The 18,187-nt window shown below is 56.6% G+C and carries 14 protein-coding genes; 3 read left to right on the top strand and 11 right to left on the bottom strand.

Going from position 1 to position 18,187, the window contains the following annotated elements; all coding sequences use genetic code 11:
* Positions 1-47: 47 nt before the first annotated feature.
* Entirely contained in the window at positions 48-1,694 is a 1,647-nt protein-coding gene (locus CU081_RS06650; protein ID WP_022651917.1) for a dihydroxyacetone kinase subunit DhaK, read from the bottom strand.
* A gap of 137 nt (positions 1,695-1,831) precedes the next feature.
* On the opposite strand from CU081_RS06650, the gene CU081_RS06645 reads away from it, so the two are divergent.
* Positions 1,832-3,334, top strand: coding sequence for a helicase HerA-like C-terminal domain-containing protein (locus CU081_RS06645; RefSeq protein WP_022651918.1), 1,503 nt, complete (start codon positions 1,832-1,834; stop codon positions 3,332-3,334).
* Here the strand turns inward: CU081_RS06645 and CU081_RS06640 are convergent.
* Complete coding sequence (locus CU081_RS06640) at positions 3,314-4,255, bottom strand: TIGR01212 family radical SAM protein (RefSeq protein ID WP_096904993.1); 942 nt, start codon at positions 4,253-4,255, stop codon at positions 3,314-3,316. The genes CU081_RS06645 and CU081_RS06640 overlap by 21 nt on opposite strands.
* A gap of 687 nt (positions 4,256-4,942) precedes the next feature.
* Here CU081_RS06640 and gltB point away from each other — a divergent pair.
* Positions 4,943-9,403 (top strand): glutamate synthase large subunit, encoded by a 4,461-nt coding sequence (gltB, locus tag CU081_RS06630; RefSeq protein ID WP_003860454.1) that lies wholly within the window; start codon positions 4,943-4,945, stop codon positions 9,401-9,403.
* Positions 9,404-9,412: 9 nt separating this feature from the next.
* A complete protein-coding gene (gene gltD, locus CU081_RS06625; RefSeq protein WP_017382721.1) occupies positions 9,413-10,831 on the top strand; it encodes a glutamate synthase subunit GltD in 1,419 nt (472 codons plus the stop codon).
* A gap of 34 nt (positions 10,832-10,865) precedes the next feature.
* Here gltD and nanQ read toward each other — a convergent pair whose 3' ends face one another.
* The 9 genes from nanQ to rplM form a co-directional block, all read right to left on the bottom strand.
* A complete protein-coding gene (gene nanQ, locus CU081_RS06620) occupies positions 10,866-11,333 on the bottom strand; it encodes an N-acetylneuraminate anomerase (RefSeq protein ID WP_022651920.1) in 468 nt (155 codons plus the stop codon).
* On the bottom strand, positions 11,330-12,199 hold the full coding sequence (gene nanK, locus CU081_RS06615) for an N-acetylmannosamine kinase (RefSeq protein ID WP_032645685.1): 870 nt from the start codon (positions 12,197-12,199) through the stop codon (positions 11,330-11,332). The genes nanQ and nanK overlap by 4 nt, the downstream gene beginning before the upstream one ends.
* Before the next feature lie 46 nt (positions 12,200-12,245).
* On the bottom strand, positions 12,246-13,736 hold the full coding sequence (locus CU081_RS06610; RefSeq protein WP_022651922.1) for an MFS transporter: 1,491 nt from the start codon (positions 13,734-13,736) through the stop codon (positions 12,246-12,248).
* Positions 13,737-13,848: 112 nt separating this feature from the next.
* Positions 13,849-14,742 carry an N-acetylneuraminate lyase gene (gene nanA / locus CU081_RS06605; RefSeq protein WP_022651923.1) on the bottom strand — a complete coding sequence of 298 codons (894 nt, stop codon included), beginning with the start codon at positions 14,740-14,742 and terminating at the stop codon, positions 13,849-13,851.
* 122 nt (positions 14,743-14,864) lie between these two features.
* The gene (gene nanR, locus CU081_RS06600) at positions 14,865-15,647 is read right to left on the bottom strand and encodes a transcriptional regulator NanR (protein ID WP_022651924.1); all 783 of its coding nucleotides are present in this window, start codon (positions 15,645-15,647) and stop codon (positions 14,865-14,867) included.
* Positions 15,648-15,749: 102 nt separating this feature from the next.
* Positions 15,750-16,247, bottom strand: a complete 498-nt coding sequence (gene sspB / locus CU081_RS06595; RefSeq protein WP_026080566.1) for a ClpXP protease specificity-enhancing factor — start codon at positions 16,245-16,247, stop codon at positions 15,750-15,752.
* Between the two features lie 5 nt (positions 16,248-16,252).
* Positions 16,253-16,891: a stringent starvation protein SspA gene (gene sspA, locus CU081_RS06590; protein WP_003860438.1), complete on the bottom strand. Its 639-nt coding sequence runs from the start codon at positions 16,889-16,891 to the stop codon at positions 16,253-16,255.
* A 307-nt stretch (positions 16,892-17,198) separates the two neighbouring features.
* Positions 17,199-17,591 carry a 30S ribosomal protein S9 gene (gene rpsI / locus CU081_RS06580; RefSeq protein ID WP_003860436.1) on the bottom strand — a complete coding sequence of 131 codons (393 nt, stop codon included), beginning with the start codon at positions 17,589-17,591 and terminating at the stop codon, positions 17,199-17,201.
* A gap of 15 nt (positions 17,592-17,606) precedes the next feature.
* Positions 17,607-18,035 carry a 50S ribosomal protein L13 gene (gene rplM / locus CU081_RS06575; protein WP_003860434.1) on the bottom strand — a complete coding sequence of 143 codons (429 nt, stop codon included), beginning with the start codon at positions 18,033-18,035 and terminating at the stop codon, positions 17,607-17,609.
* Positions 18,036-18,187: the final 152 nt, after the last annotated feature.

Below are 18,187 nucleotides of genomic sequence, written 5' to 3'. Positions count from 1 at the left end.
CTCAGCTCACAGGGAGAGGGCGCAAACACTAAAAACGGTAACGGTTGTTACCGTTTTGCATCTACCATGGTCTTAAACACTTCCGCCACCGCGACTGCCCCCGGATCCATCACCCCGTCCAGATTCTCTTTATTCACATACGACGAGCGTCCCGCGCCGGCTTTCGCCATTTTTGCCGTTGCTTCGGCGCCCTGCTGCGCGGCCTGCGCTGCCGCCTGAATATTGCCTTTCTGTAACGCCTCCAGCGCCGGTTGCAGCGCATCGATCAGCGTACGATCGCCGAGATCCGCGCCGCCATACTGCTTCATCTGCGCAAGTCCGCTCAGCAAGGCTTCAGGTAGCGGCTGTCCATCGTGAAGCTTTTGTCCTGCCGCCGTGAAGAAGATCGACATCAACACCCCACTCGATCCGCCCATCACCGTTGCCAGCCGCTCGCCTACCAGCAGGAGTAATGTCGGCACGTCGTTAAGGGGCAGGTTGTTCTCCTCAAGTCGCTGCGCAATATCCCGCGCCCCTTGCGCAAAAGTGGAGCCCGTGTCGCCATCGCCTACTTTGGCATCCAGCGCGTTAAGGCGGTTTTCCAGCTGAATCAATGTTTTCGTTACCGAGGCGACGGCCTCGCTCACCTCCGTATTGTCCGACGGGGCATATTCCACGCGATCATGAAGGGCGCTATGTGGGACGGTACGCAGGGGCGCGAACGCCACGGGCTTCTGCCAGCCCAGCGTCTCGACCTCGGCGTGAATCGCCTTCTCGAAGAAATCGTTGAGCTTTAGCAGCGTTAACGAAAAGCCTTTCATATCCAGCGCACTCACCAGCGGCGCCGGGCCAATCAGATACGCAATGTTCTCTTTCAGCGCCGAGTGCGCCAGCTCTTTGGTCAGCAGCGCCATCTCCAACGCCGATACGCCACCAAGATTGTTAATCAGCACCGCAAAACGCCCTTCCCCCGCCTGCGCGCGTAACGGCGTCACCAGCGTGTCGATAATGGCTTTGCTGTTTTGCGTATCCACCACGGAAGCCCCAGGCTCGCCGTGAATGCCCAGGCCCAGCTCGACATGGCCTTGTTTAATGCGCCCCCCTTCATCATCGCTGCCCGGCAGGTTGCACGTTTGCATCGCCACGCCCAGGCTCCAGAGGTTATCGCAGGCCTGTTGCGCAATATCCCGCACGTCGTTTAGCGATTTCCCCTGCTCTGCCGCATATCCCGCAATTTTATGCACCAGCGCCGTTCCCGCGATACCACGCGGCTGCTTGTTATCCGGCAGGGCGATATCATCCGCCACGATAACCATCTCGACCTTCAGGCCGTAGCGTTTGGCTTTTTCCGCCGCCAGGCCAAAGTTAAGCCGGTCGCCGGTGTAGTTTTTCACAATCAGCAGGCAGCCACGGTCGCCCGTCACCGCCACAATGGCATTGAGGACCGCATCCACGCTTGGGGAGGCGAACAGATCGCCACACACCGCTGCGGTAAGCATGCCTTTGCCGACGAACCCGGCATGTGCCGGTTCATGGCCGGAGCCGCCACCGGAGATCACCGCCACGCGGCTTTTATCCCAGTCGCCGCGAGCCACCACGCGGATGGCCGGATCGATATCCAGTTTGACGAGATTACCGTGCGGCGCGGAGAGAAGTATGCCTTCAATGGCATCGTTGACAAGCTGTTTGCGGTCGTTAAAAAAGAATCTGGACATAGTTTCCCAAAATTTTGTTTACCGTATGCAAAAGCATAGTCCGCACTGGATAATGCGCCGCAAAGTGAGGAATTTACGCAGACATTTTGCCGTCAGGTTGCCTATACTCCACCCAGGACTACGAGAGGACGTGCATCATGAGTACACCATTGCTAATCGCCAGGACGCTGGAAAAAGAGCTGTTTTTACTGCCCGCGATGGCGAACCGTCATGGCCTGATCACCGGCGCGACCGGGACGGGAAAAACCGTTACCCTGCAAAAGCTGGCTGAGTCGTTGTCAGAGACTGGCGTGCCGGTTTTTATGGCTGACGTGAAGGGCGATTTAACTGGGGTGGCTCAGGAAGGTGCAGCGTCAGAAAAACTGCTTGAGCGCCTGAAAAATATCGGTATCACGGACTGGACGCCGCACGGTAATCCGGTGGTGGTCTGGGATATCTTCGGCGAAAAAGGGCATCCGGTGCGTGCCACCGTCTCCGACCTCGGCCCGCTGCTGCTGGCTCGTCTGCTTAACCTCAACGACGTGCAGTCCGGGGTACTGAACATTATCTTCCGTATCGCCGACGATCAGGGGCTACTGCTGCTCGACTTCAAAGATCTGCGCGCCATCACCCAGTACATTGGCGATAACGCCAAATCCTTCCAGAACCAGTACGGCAATATTAGCAGCGCCTCAGTGGGCGCCATTCAGCGCGGGCTCCTGACGCTGGAGCAACAGGGCGCCGAACACTTCTTCGGCGAGCCAATGCTGGATATCAAAGACTGGATGCGTACCGACAGCAGCGGCAAAGGCATCATCAACATTCTGAGCGCAGAGAAGCTCTACCAGATGCCGAAGCTTTACGCCGCCAGCCTGCTGTGGATGCTCTCTGAACTGTACGAACAACTGCCGGAAGCAGGCGATCTGGAAAAACCCAAACTGGTGTTCTTCTTTGACGAAGCGCACCTGTTGTTTAACGACGCGCCGCAGGTGCTGCTGGATAAAATTGAACAGGTTATCCGCCTGATCCGCTCCAAAGGCGTCGGGGTCTGGTTTGTGTCGCAAAACCCGTCGGATATTCCGGACAACGTACTGGGGCAGTTGGGTAACCGCGTGCAGCACGCCCTGCGCGCCTTTACGCCGAAAGATCAGAAAGCGGTGAAAGCCGCGGCGCAAACCATGCGTGTCAATCCGGCCTTTGATACCGAAACCGCCATTCAGGCGCTGGGCACCGGTGAAGCGCTGATTTCGTTCCTCGATGCAAAAGGCAGCCCGACAGTTGTCGAGCGCGCGATGGTGATTGCGCCCTGCTCGCGCATGGGTCCGGTAACGGACGATGAACGCAACGGCCTGATTAACCACTCCCCGGTGTACGGAAAGTATGAAGACGAGGTGGATCGCGAATCGGCGTTCGAGATGCTGCAAAAAGGGGTGCAGGCGACTGCCGAATCGCAGGATGCGCCTGCCGCAAAAGGGCAATCTGTTGCCGTGGACGACGGCATTCTCGGCGGGCTGAAAGATATTCTGTTCGGCAGCACCGGGCCACGCGGCGGCAAACGCGATGGCGTGGTTCAGACCATGGCAAAAAGCGCGACGCGTCAGATTACCAACCAGATAGTACGCGGCATGCTGGGAAGTCTGCTAGGCGGCCGTCGCCGGTAGCGGGGGAACCCACGGGCGGCCAAGCGCCGACCCCTGTACGCCGTTCTCCTGTAGATAGCGGTTGATTTCCAGCATCCCCGTCCAGCGGTTCTCACACCATAGCGGTGCCAGAAGCGTTGGACGGCGGGCGCTTGCCGAGATGCGGTGGTAAACAATCTCCGGCGGCGTATGGCGAATCATTTCCCCCGCAGTCACCGTATAGTCGTCGAGTTCGATACCACATAACCGCCCCGCTTCCCAGGCTTTCGCCATTATGCTGCCCTTCACGATATGCAGCGGATGCAGCTTAATGCCATCCACGCCGGTCTCAACGACTTTTTCCAGCGTTTCCAGCCCGTGCTGCCGCCCTTCTCCCGGCAAGCCGACAATCAGATGCGAGCAGACTTTTAATCCACGCTGGCGGGCGAGACGCGTGGTGCGCTGATAGCAGGCGAAATCATGCCCGCGATTGATACGGTGCAGGGTTTTGTCATGCGCGGTCTGCAAGCCCAGCTCCAGCCAGATCTCGTAGCCCTTCTCTTTGTACTCGCTAAGTAAATCCAGCACGGCGTCCGGCACGCAGTCCGGACGCGTCCCCACGCACAGCCCGACAATGTTCGCTTGAGCAACCGCCTGCTGATACATCGAGCGCAGCACCTGCACCTCCGCCCACGTGCTGGTATAGGCCTGGAAATAGGCCAGATACTGCTTCGCGCGGTTCACCAGACTCGCCTGATGGGCGAGCTGTTCAGCGATAGATTTATGCTGCTGGGCCTCGTCAGCAAACGAGGCCACGTTACAGAAGGTGCAGCCACCACGCCCGATGGTGCCATCGCGGTTCGGGCAGCTAAAGCCGCCGTGCAGCGTCAGTTTGTGAACCTTTTGTCCGTAGCGCTGCAAAAGATCCCCACCAAACATATTGACTAATTTCTGTAACTGCATAATCTGATAGACCGTCCCGAAGAAAGGGGACAAGCCTGCCATTTTTAGCCTCTGTCGGCGATGACCTGGATCAATCGCCCTGGACGGCTTTTATCTATTTGAATAAATAATCACGATTACCGACATTTCATTCACCCTGAACGTAATTACTTTTCCTTATGTTCTGATGGTTTTTTTCATTTATAGCGCCAGGACTGAAAAACAGTGATTTTATGCGGCATTGAATGCAACACCAGATTAATATTCTGCTATAAATCTGCATTTCAGCACGCTGCATCGATAATACCGCTTTCGTATAGTGAGTCAGATCACACTCCCCTGCACCTGCCCGGTGCTTTAAGCGGTTGTAAAAATAGTTAAATACACAATAAAAACAACTAGATAAGCACTCTTTAGCACATTTTTGTATAAATAAGATTGCCATTTGACCTGTGTACCAATTCCCGATAAGTTGGAAATCCGCTGGAAGCTTTCTGGATGAGCGGCCTGCTCATCATATTTATGCAGTAATTGAGATTCCCTCTGAAGCAAGTCCTCAAACTTGTTTACCTGCGCAAAAGGATGAAAAAGAGGGCGAATGCGAGGTCCGCGTATGAAACGCTAACCCCGTCGCCATGCTCTTTCTGCGCCTGTGCGCCACGGTAAAGTTCAGTGGGAAGCCCGACGAGCCTGGGGAGGTTCACTGATATGTTGTACGATAAATCCCTTGAGAAGGATAACTGTGGTTTCGGCCTGATCGCCCACATAGAAGGCGAACCTAGCCACAAGGTAGTGCGTACTGCTATTCACGCACTGGCCCGTATGCAGCACCGTGGCGCCATCCTTGCCGATGGTAAAACCGGCGACGGTTGCGGTCTGCTGCTGCAAAAACCGGATCGTTTCTTCCGCATCGTGGCGGAAGAGCGCGGCTGGCGTTTAGCCAAAAACTACGCTGTCGGTATGCTGTTCCTGAATCAGGATCCAGAAAAAGCTGCCGCGTCACGCCGCATCGTTGAAGAAGAACTTCAGCGTGAAACCCTGTCGATTGTCGGCTGGCGCGATGTGCCAACCAACGAAGGGGTGCTCGGTGAAATCGCCCTCTCCTCGCTGCCTCGTATTGAACAGATTTTCGTCAACGCGCCTGCGGGCTGGCGTCCGCGTGATATGGAACGCCGTCTGTTTATCGCACGCCGCCGCATTGAAAAACGTCTTCAGGACGATAAAGAGTTCTACGTCTGTAGCCTCTCTAACCTGGTGAACATCTATAAAGGTCTGTGTATGCCGGCTGACCTGCCGCGCTTCTATCTGGACCTGGCGGATCTGCGTCTGGAATCGGCCATTTGCCTGTTCCACCAGCGCTTCTCCACCAACACCGTTCCACGCTGGCCGCTGGCTCAGCCGTTCCGCTACCTGGCGCACAACGGTGAGATCAACACCATTACCGGCAACCGCCAGTGGGCCCGCGCCCGTACCTATAAGTTCCAGACCCCGCTGATCCCGGACCTGCACGATGCCGCACCGTTCGTCAACGAAACCGGCTCGGACTCCAGCTCCATGGATAATATGCTGGAGCTGCTGCTGGCGGGCGGGATGGATATCGTGCGCGCCATGCGTCTGCTCGTGCCACCGGCCTGGCAGAACAACCCGGATATGGACCCTGAGCTGCGCGCGTTCTTCGACTTTAACTCCATGCACATGGAGCCGTGGGACGGCCCGGCGGGCATCGTGATGTCCGACGGTCGTTTTGCCGCCTGTAACCTGGACCGTAACGGTCTGCGTCCGGCGCGCTACGTTATCACCAAAGACAAGCTCATCACCTGCGCCTCTGAAGTCGGCATCTGGGATTACCAGCCTGACGAAGTGGTCGAAAAAGGCCGCGTCGGTCCGGGCGAGCTGATGGTGATCGACACCCGCGGTGGGCGTATTCTGCATTCCGCCGAAACCGACAACGATCTGAAGAGCCGCCATCCGTACAAAGAGTGGATGGAGAAAAACGTGCGTCGTCTGGTGCCGTTTGAAGATCTGTCGGACGAAGAAGTGGGCAGCCGCGAGCTGGACGATGACACCCTCGCGAGCTTCCAGAAGCAGTTTAACTACAGCGCGGAAGAACTGGACTCGGTTATTCGCGTTCTCGGCGAAAACGGCCAGGAAGCGGTCGGCTCAATGGGTGACGATACCCCGTTTGCCGTGCTTTCCAGCCAGCCACGCATTATTTACGACTATTTCCGTCAGCAGTTTGCGCAGGTCACTAACCCGCCAATAGACCCGCTGCGCGAAGCCCACGTCATGTCGCTGGCCACCAGCATCGGCCGTGAGATGAACGTATTCTGTGAAGCCGAAGGCCAGGCGCACCGTCTGACCTTTAAATCACCGATCCTGTTGTACTCCGATTTCAAACAGCTCACCACCATGACCGAGGAGCACTATCGCGCCGACACGCTCGATATCACCTTCGACGTGACCGAAACGAGCCTCGAAGAGACGGTGAACGCGCTGTGCGACAAAGCCGAGCAGATGGTACGTAACGGCACCGTTCTGCTGGTGCTGTCTGACCGCAACATCGCGAAAAACCGTCTGCCGGTGCCTGCCCCCATGGCGGTGGGGGCTATCCAGACGCGTCTGGTGGACAAGAGCCTGCGCTGTGATGCCAACATCATCGTTGAAACCGCGAGCGCGCGCGACCCGCACCACTTTGCGGTGCTGTTAGGCTTTGGCGCCACGGCGATTTATCCGTACCTGGCCTACGAAACGCTGGCACGCCTGGTAGATACCCGCGCGATCGATAAAGACTACCGTGCTGTGATGCTGAACTACCGTAACGGCATCAACAAAGGTCTGTACAAGATCATGTCCAAAATGGGCATCTCGACCATCGCCTCTTACCGCTGCTCGAAGCTATTTGAAGCGGTCGGCCTGCATAACGAGGTCGCCAACCTCTGCTTCCAGGGCGTGGTCAGCCGTATCGGTGGCGCCGGTTTTGCTGACTTCCAGCAGGATCTGGTGAACCTGTCGAAACGCGCCTGGCTGGCACGTAAGCCGCTGGAACAGGGCGGCCTGCTGAAATATGTCCACGGGGGTGAGTATCACGCTTATAACCCGGACGTAGTGCGCACGCTGCAACAGGCGGTGCAGAGCGGCGAGTACAGCGATTATCAGCAGTATGCTGAGCTGGTGAACAACCGTCCCGCGGCGACGCTGCGCGATCTCATTGCCCTCAATCCGGGTGAGGAAGCGGTCAGCATTGACGAGGTTGAACCCGCGTCTGAGCTGTTCAAACGCTTCGATACTGCGGCGATGTCCATCGGCGCGCTGAGCCCGGAAGCCCACGAAGCGCTGGCGGAAGCCATGAACAGCATCGGCGGCAACTCCAACTCCGGCGAAGGCGGTGAAGATCCGGCCCGCTACGGCACCAACAAAGTGTCCCGTATCAAGCAGGTGGCGTCCGGTCGCTTTGGCGTAACGCCTGCGTACCTGGTTAACGCCGACGTGATCCAGATTAAGGTCGCTCAGGGGGCAAAACCGGGTGAAGGCGGTCAACTGCCGGGTGATAAAGTCACCCCGTACATCGCTAAGCTTCGCTACTCGGTACCAGGCGTGACGCTGATCTCCCCGCCGCCGCACCACGATATTTACTCTATCGAGGATCTGGCGCAGCTGATTTTCGACCTGAAACAGGTCAACCCGAAAGCGATGATCTCCGTGAAGCTGGTTTCCGAACCGGGCGTTGGCACCATTGCCACCGGCGTGGCGAAAGCCTATGCGGATCTGATCACCATCGCCGGTTACGACGGCGGCACCGGCGCAAGCCCGCTCTCCTCCGTGAAATATGCGGGCTGTCCGTGGGAGCTCGGCCTGGTGGAAACCCAGCAGGCGCTGGTCGCTAACGGCCTGCGTCACAAGATCCGTTTGCAGGTGGACGGTGGGCTGAAAACCGGCCTCGACATCATCAAGGCGGCGATTCTGGGAGCGGAAAGCTTCGGCTTTGGTACCGGCCCAATGGTTGCGCTCGGCTGTAAATACCTGCGTATTTGCCACCTGAACAACTGTGCAACGGGTGTTGCTACCCAGGACGAAAAGCTGCGTAAGAACCACTATCACGGCCTGCCGTTCAAAGTGACTAACTACTTTGACTTCATCGCCCGTGAAACCCGCGAGCTGATGGCGCAGCTGGGCGTGAAGCGTCTGGTGGATCTGATTGGCCGTACCGACCTGCTGAAAGAGCTTGAGGGCTTCACGGCCAAGCAGCAGAAGCTGGAGCTGTCCAAGCTGCTGGAAACCGCTCAGCCGCATCCTGGCAAAGCGGTTTACTGTACCGAGAACAACCCGCCGTTCGACAACGGCGTGCTGAACGCGCAGCTGCTGCAACAGGCGAAGCCGTACGTGGACGAGAAGCAGAGCAAAACGTTCTGGTTTGATATCCGCAACACCGACCGTTCCGTGGGTGCGTCTCTCTCCGGTTACATCGCGCAAACGCACGGTGATCAGGGTCTGGCGTCGGATCCCATTACCGCGCATTTCAGCGGTACCGCGGGTCAGAGCTTCGGCGTGTGGAACGCGGGTGGCGTTGAGTTATACCTGACCGGTGATGCCAACGACTACGTCGGAAAGGGCATGGCGGGCGGTCTGCTGGCGGTGCGTCCTCCGGTTGGTTCAGCCTTCCGCAGCCATGAAGCAAGCATCATCGGCAATACCTGTCTGTACGGTGCAACCGGCGGTCGTCTGTTTGCCGCGGGCCGTGCGGGCGAGCGTTTTGCGGTGCGTAACTCCGGCGCCATCACCGTGGTGGAAGGCATCGGCGATAACGGCTGTGAATACATGACGGGCGGAATTGTGTGCGTCCTGGGTAAAACCGGCGTGAACTTTGGCGCGGGCATGACGGGCGGTTTTGCCTACGTCCTGGATGAAGACGGTGAGTTCCGCAAACGCGTGAACCCTGAGCTGGTGGAAGTGCTGGACGTTGATACTCTGGCCATCCACGAAGAACACCTGCGCGGCTTAATTACCGAACACGTGCAGCATACCGGTTCTTCGCGCGGCGAAGAGATCCTGGCCAACTGGCCGGCGTTCTCTGCGAAATTCGCGCTGGTTAAGCCGAAGTCCAGCGATGTTAAAGCCCTGTTGGGTCACCGTAGTCGTAGCGCAGCAGAGCTGCGCGTGCAGGCGCAGTAAGGAATTCAGATGAGCCAGAACGTTTACCAGTTTATCGATCTTCAGCGTGTTGATCCGCCAAAGAAACCGCTGAAGATCCGTAAAATTGAATTTGTTGAAATCTATGAGCCGTTTTCAGAAGGCCAGGCCAAAGCACAGGCAGACCGCTGCCTGTCCTGCGGTAACCCTTACTGCGAATGGAAGTGTCCGGTCCATAACTACATCCCGAACTGGCTGAAGCTGGCCAACGAAGGGCGTATTTTTGAAGCCGCCGAGCTGTCTCATCAGACCAACACCCTGCCGGAAGTGTGCGGCCGCGTGTGCCCTCAGGATCGTCTGTGTGAAGGCTCCTGTACGCTGAATGACGAGTTTGGCGCAGTGACCATCGGCAACATCGAACGCTATATCAACGATAAAGCGTTCGAGATGGGCTGGCGTCCGGATATGACCGGTGTGCGTCAAACCGACAAGCGCGTGGCGATTATCGGTGCGGGCCCGGCAGGCCTGGCCTGTGCGGACGTGCTGACCCGTAACGGCGTGAAGGCGGTGGTCTTCGATCGCCACCCAGAGATTGGCGGCCTGCTGACCTTCGGTATCCCGGCCTTCAAGCTGGAGAAAGAGGTCATGACCCGCCGCCGCGAAATCTTCACCGGCATGGGCATTGAGTTCAAACTCAACACCGAAGTGGGCCGCGACGTACAGCTCGACGACCTGCTGAAGGATTACGACGCCGTGTTCCTGGGCGTGGGAACCTATCAGTCCATGCGCGGTGGTCTGGAGAACGAAGATGCGCCAGGCGTGTACGACGCGCTGCCGTTCCTGATTGCGAATACCAAACAGCTAATGGGCTACGGCGAGACCGCCGATGAGCCGTTCGTCAGTATGGAAGGCAAACGCGTGGTGGTGCTGGGCGGCGGTGATACCGCGATGGACTGCGTGCGTACCTCCATTCGTCAGAATGCGGCGCATGTCATCTGTGCCTACCGTCGTGACGAAGAGAACATGCCGGGTTCTAAACGCGAAGTGAAAAACGCGCGTGAAGAGGGCGTCGAGTTCCAGTTCAACATCCAGCCTCTGGGTATTGAAGTGAATGCCAACGGTAAAGTGAGCGGCGTGAAGATGGCGCGCACGGAGATGGGTGCGCCAGATGCGAAAGGCCGTCGTCGCGCGGAGATCGTGGCCGGTTCTGAACACGTGATCCCGGCTGACGCCGTGGTGATGGCGTTTGGTTTCCGTCCTCACAGCATGGAGTGGCTGGCGAAGCACAGCGTAGAGCTGGACTCTCAGGGTCGCATAATTGCGCCAGAAGGCAGCGATAACGCGTTCCAGACCAGCAACCCGAAAATCTTCGCCGGTGGCGACATCGTTCGCGGCTCTGACCTGGTGGTCACGGCGATTGCCGAAGGCCGTAAAGCGGCTGACGGGATCATGAACTTCCTGGAAGTGTAAGAGACAAGCCGGATGGACATCCCATCCGGCTTTTTTATGCGGTTAACAGGCTGGCCCGGACTTTTACCACGGCTTTTTTAATTTCCCCCTCCGATTCAACAAGACATCCCGGCTTATGCGGCTCACCCGGCATAAAGACCACGAACATACCAGGCTTTAATACAATGGATTGTTCATCATTGATGTGGCGGCAAAGCTGATAATCTTCTGCGCTATGCATTTCTTCACACGCCCGCGCGGACCCCATAACCCCAAAAAAGATGCGTTCTTCTCCAGCGAGCAGAAGCTGAATATCAATATACTGTGTGTGCAGTTCCGCCTTTTTCTGCTTCGGCTCTTGCGTGGCAAACTGCATCACGTTCATAAAGATATCCGTGCCCTGGAGTTCATAATGACCAGGGCGTTTCTCTTCTGGCCGTGCCGCCACGGCCAGCGTGAGGGCATTGATCAGAACCCCGGTCAGGCCAGATGTCGCCAGCGACTGCAACTCTCCCAGCATCATAACGCGTCTCCATGTGCTAACAACGCCGCACCTAACAGCCCGGCATCGTGGCGATAGTGTGCAGGCCGAAGTGCGGCCTGATAGACGGCGGGCTCCCGCGACAGATACGCCTCCACGAGCCCCAGATACCCCTCTGCCAGCCCCACGCTGCCTCCAATAACTACAATCTGGCAATCAGTCACGGCTTTGACATCGGCAATAAGACGCGCCAGCGTCTGCGCTGAACGCGCAATCAGCGCCTGTGCCTGTGGATTACCTTGCGCTGCAAGGCTGAATATCGCTTTCGAATCCAGCCCGGACAATACGCCTTCTGCCTGAGCAGCGATGCCGCGCCCCGAGGCGATAGCCTCAACGCACCCTCTTCGCCCGCAGCCACAACGCGGACCGGCGGGATCGGCCAGCGTGTGACCCAGATGTCCAGCCAGACCGCCGCTGCCCGTTTGCAGTGTTCGATTGAGGACCACGCCACCACCGACACCGGTTGAGACGGTCAGAAAGACCATATCGTCATCATCCGGCAAGGCGCAGAACTCAGCCCAGGCGGCGGCCTGCGCGTCGTTGATCGCCATCACCGGCAGATCGGTTATTCCCGAGAGAAATTCCACCAGTGGAAATTCCGCCAGCCCGCCCAGATTAGACGGATTAATGGAGGTCAAAATACCGTTGTGAATGATCCCGGTTGATGCCACCGCGACCCGCGTTGCCTGCGCCGTAAAGGGTGCAATCAGCGTTTGTAGCGCAGCCTGCAACGCCTCCGGCGTCTGGCTGGCAGGCGTCTGACACTCGCGACGGGCAGTAATGGTCTGCCCCTCCACGCACGCAGCCGCGAGTTTGGTGCCGCCAATATCAATAGCCAGGGTTGTCATTTCACCGCCTCGCGCTGCTGTCTTCTGGTTTAGCAATGACATCAGCTTATCCTTTGTGTTTGATCAGACCGCTTTTACTGGCACCAAAAGGGAGTGCGCCACTCAGCGGTTTACCGTCAATAGCATCATGCGTACGCAGGGCTTCTGGCCTGATCCAGCGCTGAACGCGGGAGGGCATATCCAGACCAATAAGCAAGATCACCACAAACGTCAGGCCAAAGGAGAGCGACCCCAGGGCCGTGCCCAGCGCCATATCCTGCGACAGCAGCGCGCCAATCACCGGGGCAATCGCGCCGCCCAACGCGCCAACGTTGTAGGTAAAACCCAGACCCGCCGCACGCTGGTCGGTATCGAAATAGCCGCCGATGAGTTTGGGTAAGATCCCGGAGATCCCCTGCCCCAGCATCTGCTGGAAAAAGAGTAACAAGCCCAACACCCAGACATTGGCGCCGCCAATCGCAAAGACGGGAACAATCAGGAGCTGTGAGGCCAACAGGCTACAGACATAGGCCTTGCGGGTGCCAAGCCAGTCACCGAGAAAACCACCCACGCAGCAGCCTACCGCCGCGCCGAAGCCGCTAAAGAACAGCACCTTCGCCACCGTTGACGGATCATAGGCCAGGTCGGTTTTCAGATAAGTGGGTAATAGCGCCTGAATCGGCCAGGAGTAGAGAAAGGCGAAGAGCACGACAACCATCAACGTGACGCCCGTCGGCCAGCGTTTGCCGCTGCTTTGCACCATAAAGCTGATAAAGACGATGGCGCACAGCAGGCCGAGAATAACGACCAGCCCCGCGTTGTTGAGTTCGCCTGCAAAACAGAACCACAGCGCCGTACCGGCAAACAGCGTCATCGCCATATTGATGACGCGGTATTTGCCGCGATACAGAATATCAACCATGGTGCGCACCGGGGCTTTGCCTTCGTGCTTCGCTTTCCAGTCCTCAGCTTCCGGAATATTTTTCCGCAGCCACAGGGCAAAGACGATGGGCAGAATGCCGATAAAGAACAGCGCCCGCCAGCCCCAGACGGGCACGACAAGGCTGTAGACCTGGGCCGCAACCACGGCGCCGACGGAGAAACCGGAAATCAGAAAACCACTCGCCTTGTTGCGCAGGTGCTTTGGCCAGCTTTCAATCACATAGGTTGCGCTGGAGCCATATTCCCCCGCCATCCCCATGCCTATCACCATGCGGGCGATAAACAGGGTGACGTAACCCGGCGCAAAACCGCAGGCCAGCGTACCGCAGGAAAAGAGCACGATGCTGGTGATCATCGCCAGCTTGCGGCCATAGCGGTCGCCCATGGCGCCCAGCAGCAGGCCGCCGAACCAGCGCGATATAAAGGCCGCCGAAATCAGGCTCGCCGCTTCCACTGTTGTCAGGGCAAACTCGCTTTTTATTTCTGTCAGGACTAAGGCTATCAATACAAAATCGAAGCCATCAAGCAGATATCCCAGCCAGGCGGCGGAGAAGGCGCGCCACTGAGGACGGGTAAGATGGCGGTACCACGGGATGCTTTGGGTAGACTTACTCATTTCACTCTCCCGACGATTTCTCTGTCGTTTTGCCGGATGGCGGCTGCGCCTTATCCGGCCTACGTAGCATGTTTTTGTAGGCCGGATAAGGCGAAGCGCCCCCGGCTATGCGTTAGCGTTTTTCCGCCATTAGCTGCTCCGCCAGCGCTTTCAGCTCAGGCACGAATTTTTCATCCACAGGGGCAAACGGCTTACGGCACAGCGGCACGGATACCACGTCCATATAGTGCAGAACCGTTTTCAGACCACGGAACACCCCGGCTTTAATAAGCAGATCGATCACCTTGTTGCATTCGCTTTGCAGGCGCTGTGCGGTGGCGTTATCCCCTTCACGAACCGCTTTAGCGATCGCCTGGTAACGCCAGCCCATAATGTTGTAGGTGCTGCCGATCCCCCCGTCCGCGCCGGCCAGCAGGCCGGAGGCGAAGATCTCGTCATAACCGTTGTAGAGCACCAGATCCGGGTGCGCGCGACGGATCTGCTCCATCTGGAAGAGATCGCCGGAGGTTTGCTTCAGCGCGCCGACGCCAGGCAGCGTCACCAGCGTGTTGATCTGATCCAGCGTTAACTTAACGCCGCTCAGCGCCGGGATGTTGTAAACCACCATCGGTAAACCGTCAGCGGAGTCAATAATTGCACGGTAGTGGTCACAATGTTCTTCAAAGCTAAAGGGATAGTAAAACGGTGTGACGGCGGATACAGCGTCAAAACCCACGCGGGCGGCGGCCATGGCTAACTGCTGGCTTTCCGCCGTGCTGACGCAGCCAACATGGGCGATGAGCGTGATTTTCCCTTTCGCCTCTTCCGCCACAATCTCCATCACCTGCTCTCGTTCCGAAAGGCTCTGTACAAAGGCCTCTCCCGTTGAACCGCCGACGTACAGCCCATCGATACCTTGTTCAATATTGAACTGCACCAGACGGCGCAGGCTTTCTTTATCCAGCATCTGCTCAGAGTTAAACGGGGTCAGGAGTGCGGCCATTACGCCGCGTAATTGCGTTGCCATAGTTACCTCAATCGATCGTGTGTTTTTTATAACGACATACCTTTATACCTGTTATACCATATCAATTAAGCAGCAGTGGAATACAGAACGCTTATATTGCGATCTGCTTCACTAAAGGATCGTTATTTTTTGGCTTTTGAATGCTGGCCGAAAGCGTGCCAGGTGGCGGAGACGCTGTTAAGGTGAGTTTGCAACGCCCGATCCGCTTCATCGGGATCGCGGCGGCGGATCGCATCCACAATTGCGATATGCTGGCGATAGCTGACTTCATTATGCTGATAAAGCTCTGCGTCCGGCACTTTAGGACGCGCCGCAATTAACCAGTCAAGCAGCGCAACGTGGATCGCATTGAAGATCGGATTGCCGGGGATCTCCGCCAGCACGCGGTGAAAATCGACATCGGAACGAATAAATAGCGTGTTGTCATCCAGGGACTGGCTGTTGATCTCCAGGGCTTTTGTGAGCTGCGCAATCTGATCGTCAGTGGCATATTCTGCGGCATAACGAACAAGGCTGGATTCAAAGAACAGGCGAAGCTGCTCGAAATGGGCAATACCGCTGGGCTGGGTCAGAAAGTCTTTCGCCATTCCCGACAATTCACTGATGATGGTATCGGCAGACGGCATGGTTACGCGGGCACGTTCACCGTTGTTAATCTGCACCAGCCCTTTACGCTTTAGCGCCGCCAGCGCTTCGCGCACCGAGGGGCGACCCACGTTGAAGAACTCCATCAGTTCGCGCTCGGAGGGTAACTGCTCTCCCTGGGCAAATTCCTTCCGACGGATCATCTGCTCCAGCTCTTCTTCCACCATATCAGACAGTTTTTTGCGCGCCAGCGGCCGACGGCGCAGGCTGCGGCCAATGGTTTCATCAGAGTTTTCAGCTTTAAGATCAGTCGGTTTCATTGCAGTCCGGTGCCATTGAAGGAAAACAGTTCATCATAACACAGGAAATTAGAGGGGGCGAAAAGGGACGGAAAGCAAAACAGGCCCGTCGGGCCTGTTTGTTTATTTCACAACGCGCAGTGCGGGACGACCACCGCGTGGTGGTGGCTCGTCATCCGGATCGGTGTCGTCATTATGATCGGGTTTATCGCCATCGATGACAGACATTACCGTGTCGCTTTCGCGTTCATCGGATGCCTCATCATCATTCAGGCTGGCAACCTCTTCATCATAAGCCGCTTCCGGCTCAAACATGGTGCCCGCACCGTTTTCACGGGCGTAGATAGCCAGCACAGCTGCCAGCGGCACGGAAACCTGACGCGGCACGCCGCCGAAGCGCGCATTAAAGCGCACTTCGTCGTTCGCCAGCTCCAGGTTACCGACTGCGCGTGGCGCAATATTCAGTACAATCTGTCCGTCGCGCGCGTATTCCATTGGAACCAGCACGCCCGGCAACGTCACATCCACAACCAGGTGCGGCGTGAGCTGGTTATCCAGCAGCCATTCATAGAAGGCGCGCAGCAGATACGGACGGCGTGGTGAAAGTTGTGACATTTCCACAGTCATTAGCCTCGGCCGAGACGCATTTCACGTTCCGGTTCAGTTAAGGATGCCAGGAAAGAGTCGCGTTCAAAGACGCGAGTCATGTAGCCTTTCAGCTCTTTCGCGCCAGGACCGCTGAACTCTACGCCCAGGGTTGGCAGACGCCACAGCAGCGGAGCCAGGTAGCAATCTACCAGGCTGAACTCGTCGCTCAGGAAGAAAGGCTTTTGACCAAATACCGGCGCAATCGCCAGCAGCTCTTCACGCAGCTGTTTACGTGCAGCATCCGCTTCAGAAGAGGAACCGTTGACAATAACGTTCATCAGCGAGTACCAGTCTTTCTCGATACGCTGCATGTACAGGCGGCTTTCACCACGCGCAACAGGATAAACAGGCATCAGCGGCGGATGCGGGAAACGCTCATCCAGGTATTCCATAATGATACGGGATTCCCACAGGGTCAGCTCGCGATCCACCAGCGTCGGTACGCTTTGGCTCGGGTTGAGATCGATCAGATCCTGAGGCGGGTTATCCTTTTCCACATGCTCGATCTCAAAACTGACACCCTTCTCGGCCAGCACGATACGAACCTGATGGCTATAAATGTCAGTAGGACCAGAAAACAGCGTCATTACCGAACGTTTGTTGGCAGCGACAGCCATGAAAACCTCCAGGTATATTCAGAATTTTTACTGCTACCAGCCCAACGGGGCCAGCCAGATGATGTATCGCCCATCCCAGAGAAGACACATTGTTCAAGAATCGAACAAAAATCGAGTATTCACCGATATTTGGGCAGAAAATTGGATGATAGTTTACCAGATTTTGATGGCTTTGTGGTGAGGGGATTCCGGAAATGTGGAAAAAGAGAAGATATATGAAATGTTACTGTGGATAACCTGCGTATTATCCATAAAAAAACCCGCCGAAGCGGGTTTTTCGCCAATCGTTCTGCGTAAGCAGAATGGATTAACGTTTGGAGAACTGTGGACGACGACGTGCTTTACGCAGACCCACTTTCTTACGTTCAACCTGACGCGCGTCACGAGTAACGAAGCCAGCTTTACGCAGTTCAGAACGCAGGGATTCGTCGTACTCCATCAGAGCGCGGGTGATACCGTGACGGATCGCACCTGCCTGACCGGAGATACCACCACCTTTAACGGTGATGTACAGATCCAGTTTTTCTACCATATCAACCAGTTCCAGCGGCTGGCGAACTACCATGCGGGCAGTTTCGCGACCGAAGTATTGTTCCAGAGAACGCTGGTTGATTACGATTTTACCACTGCCCGGTTTGATGAAAACGCGAGCTGCGGAACTTTTGCGGCGACCAGTGCCGTAGTATTGATTTTCAGCCATTGCCTATAATCCCGATTAGATGTCAAGAACTTGCGGTTGCTGTGCCGCGTGGTTGTGCTCGTTGCCTGCGTAAACTTTCAGTTTACGGAACATAGCACGACCCAGCGGGCCTTTTGGCAGCATGCCTTTAACCGCGATTTCAATCACACGCTCAGGACGGCGGGCAATCATCTCTTCAAAGGTCGCTTCTTTGATACCACCGATGTGGCCGGTGTGGTGGTAGTACATTTTGTCAGTACGCTTGTTGCCGGTAACAGCAACTTTGTCAGCGTTCAGAACGATGATGTAATCACCGGTATCAACGTGCGGAGTGTATTCCGCTTTATGCTTACCGCGCAGGCGACGAGCCAGTTCAGTAGCCAGACGGCCCAGAGTTTTACCGGTCGCGTCAACAACATACCAGTCGCGCTGTACGGTTTCTGGTTTAGCTGTAAAAGTTTTCATTAAAAGCTTACCCAAATAATAAGTTACACGTTGGTGAACACCCAAACGTTTAGTCAGTTGAGGTTCACACGACAAAGTCCGGCAAACCTACCCCTTCGAATAGCACATGCCGACACATAGAAAGTTTCGGGAAAAAAACCTTCTCGTAACGT

Source organism: Enterobacter sp. CRENT-193 (assembly GCF_002787395.1).
Classification (GTDB): domain Bacteria; phylum Pseudomonadota; class Gammaproteobacteria; order Enterobacterales; family Enterobacteriaceae; genus Enterobacter; species Enterobacter hormaechei_C.
Note: the sequence above shows the minus strand (reverse complement) of the source record. Positions and strands in the feature narration are given on the sequence as shown.